We start from the raw sequence: 3,085 nt of genomic DNA, 5'->3' as shown, positions 1-3,085 counted from the left end.
AATGCATAGCTAACAGATCCTCCTTTTTGAGCATCAATTGTTTTTGTAATAATATTGATAGAACCACCCACAGAAGGAGCAGCCACTTTTGAGGCTCCAAGACCTCTTTGTGTTTGCATAGAGCGAGTAACATCAGATAAACCAGCCCAGTTTGACCAATAAACACCACCCCACTCCATATCATTCATAGGGACACCATTAATCATCACAGCAATGTTTTCGGATTTAAAACCACGCATATTGATTTTAGAGTCTCCAAATCCACCACCTTGTTTAGTAGCATATACCCCAGGAGTAGCCTTCAAAATTTCAGGGAACTCTTGAGTACCTAGTTTTTCTTCAATAAACACAGGGTCAACAGAAGAAAGAGCTACGGGTGTCTGTCTATCTTTAGCAATAGATGATGTAATAGTAACGTCGGCAAGTGCAACAGCATCTTGGTTCATTTTTATTACACCTAGATTAACATTCCCTTTTTTAGTAATTTTTTGTTTCCAATCTAAAAAGCCGATATAGCTTATCTTTAATGTACCATTAGTGGGTACAGATTGAGTAAAGTTACCATCGACGTCTGTAATTGTTCCTTGTGAAGTTCCATCAACTACGACAGAAGCTCCAATTAGTGGATCACCTGTTTCTTTATCTACTACTTGCCCCTTTACTACACTTTGGGCAACTGCTGTTGCAGCTGAACAAATGATAGCACAAGTAATAAAAAGAAACTGAAATAGATGTCTTTTCATAATTTTCTTTGTTTGTTAATAAAAGTTACTGATACTTGATTCACCTACAAAGATATATATTATTCAGCAAATAACGGTTACGTTATTATTACAATTTTTAATACTTAGAACCAATAATTAAATTAAAAGCATAAAAAAAGAGGACATATTGCCCTCTTTTTTATTTAATAGAATTTATTTATACTAAGAAGTATTAATCGTTAATTAATTTTCGATATCGAATGCGTTGTGGACCAACATCTCCTAGGCGTTTAATCTTATTCTCTTCGTACTCAGAATAAGAACCTTCAAAGTAAAACACATTAGAATCTCCTTCGAAAGCTAAAATATGAGTACAAATACGATCTAAGAACCAACGATCGTGAGAAATAACCACTGCACAACCAGCAAAATCATTTAACCCATCTTCTAATGCACGCAATGTATTTACATCAATATCATTGGTAGGCTCATCTAGAAGCAACACGTTTCCTTCTTCTTTAAGTGCCATAGCTAAATGCAAGCGGTTACGCTCTCCACCAGAAAGTGCTCCACAAAGTTTTTCTTGATCGGAACCTGAGAAATTAAAACGAGATAAATAGGCACGAGCATTTACATCTCTACCACCCAATCGAAGGGTTTCGTTTCCTTGTGAAACAACTTGGTAAACAGTTTTACTAGGATCTATATCTTTGTGCTGCTGATCGACATAGGCTAATTTCACTGTTTCACCTACATCAAAAGTGCCTGCATCAGGAGTTTCAAGCCCCATAATTAGTCTGAATAGAGTTGTTTTACCAGCACCATTCGGACCAATAATTCCCACAATACCATTGGGAGGTAAGTTAAAATTCAAATTATCAAACAATAGTTTTTCTCCATATGCCTTGGCTACACCCTCAGCTTCGATAACTTTCTTGCCTAAACGAGGACCATTAGGTATAAAGATTTCAAGTTTTGCTTCTTTTTCTTTTACATCTTCATTGAGCAACTGATCATAAGCATTCAAACGAGCTTTACCTTTTGCCTGACGAGCCTTAGGAGCCATACGTACCCAGTCCAACTCTCTTTGAAGTGTACGACGACGCTTACTTTCTGTTTTTTCTTCCATTTCAAGACGTTTGGTCTTTTGCTCTAGCCAGCTTGAGTAATTTCCTTTCCAAGGAATACCTTCACCACGGTCTAGTTCCAAAATCCAACCGGCTACATGATCTAAGAAATAACGGTCGTGGGTTACAGCGATAACTGTTCCTTCGTATTGTTGTAGATGCTGTTCTAGCCAATCAATAGATTCTGCATCTAAATGGTTGGTAGGCTCATCGAGCAATAGAATATCAGGTTTCTTTAGTAATAAGCGACACAATGCGACACGACGACGTTCACCTCCTGATAAATTTTTAACCGATTGGTTTTCGGGTGGGCAACGAAGTGCATCCATTGCACGTTCTAGTTTACTGTCTAAATTCCACGCATCCGTTGCGTCGATTATATCTTGTAGTGCAGCTTGACGAGTGAAGAGTTTATCCATTTTTTCGGCATCCTCATAATATTCAGGCAAGCCAAACTTTTGATTAATATCTTCATATTCATTCAAAGCATCAACTGTTTCTTGAACACCTTCCATCACGACTTCTTTTACTGTTTTAGAGTCGTCTAAAAATGGTTCTTGTTCCAAATAACCTACAGAGTATCCTGGAGAGATCACAACCTCTCCCTCATATGATTTTTCTACGCCGGCAATTATTTTAAGGAGTGTTGATTTACCAGAACCATTTAAACCAATGATACCAATTTTAGCTCCATAAAAGAAAGATAAATAAATGTCTTTTAAGACATACTTATTGGGTTGGAATGCTTTACTCACTCCAACCATAGAAAAAATTACTTTTTTATCGTCAGCCATAAACTTTTTATTAATAGTATTTTACATGCCTATAGCAAACAAAGATAGTAAATTTTTATCTATTTATTTTGGATGTAAAAAATATATATCTATCTTTGCAACCGCAATCAAAAAGCAACTAGGATTGATTCGTTAGCTCAGTAGGTAGAGCACAACACTTTTAATGTTGGGGTCCTGGGTTCGAGCCCCAGACGGATCACAGAAGAGGAAGACTTAACGGTCTTCCTCTTTTTATTTTACAAACTCAGTCTTTTAACTACTTATCCATCACTTTATATAAGTTTACTAAAATCAAAAGTATGTATAGTATCTATTTCAGAATTATAGGATAAGGGATACTCGCTTCTTATCAATTTATTTCAATTCCATTCAAAAGTAACGTATTATTCTATTTTATCCTATCGGTGTCAAGACATTACGATATCAGGGTCAAAAGGGTAACATGTCGGTGTCAAAGCAT

General features: G+C 36.3%; 2 protein-coding genes and 1 tRNA gene. 1 reads left to right on the top strand and 2 read right to left on the bottom strand.

Going from position 1 to position 3,085, the window contains the following annotated elements:
* Nucleotides 1–743: carboxypeptidase-like regulatory domain-containing protein (locus K8V80_RS09740; protein ID WP_276777483.1), on the bottom strand; the 743-nt coding region annotated here is incomplete at its 3' end.
* Between the two features lie 193 nt (nt 744–936).
* The gene (gene ettA / locus K8V80_RS09735; protein ID WP_006744478.1) at nt 937–2,625 is read right to left on the bottom strand and encodes an energy-dependent translational throttle protein EttA; all 1,689 of its coding nucleotides are present in this window, start codon (nt 2,623–2,625) and stop codon (nt 937–939) included.
* Between the two features lie 126 nt (nt 2,626–2,751).
* Here ettA and K8V80_RS09730 point away from each other — a divergent pair.
* Nucleotides 2,752–2,824, top strand: a tRNA-Lys gene (locus K8V80_RS09730).
* Nucleotides 2,825–3,085: the final 261 nt, after the last annotated feature.

Source organism: Bacteroides coprosuis (genome assembly GCF_020741705.1).
In the GTDB taxonomy this organism is placed as follows: Bacteria; Bacteroidota; Bacteroidia; order Bacteroidales; family Bacteroidaceae; genus Bacteroides_E; species Bacteroides_E coprosuis.
This window is presented reverse-complemented; position numbering and strand designations above follow the sequence as displayed.

What these genes read in the sequence shown, in the direction of transcription:
- ettA (WP_006744478.1), bottom strand. Translation starts at nt 2,625, where the DNA reads ATGGCTGACGATAAAAAAGTAATTTTTTCTATGGTTGGAGTGAGTAAA.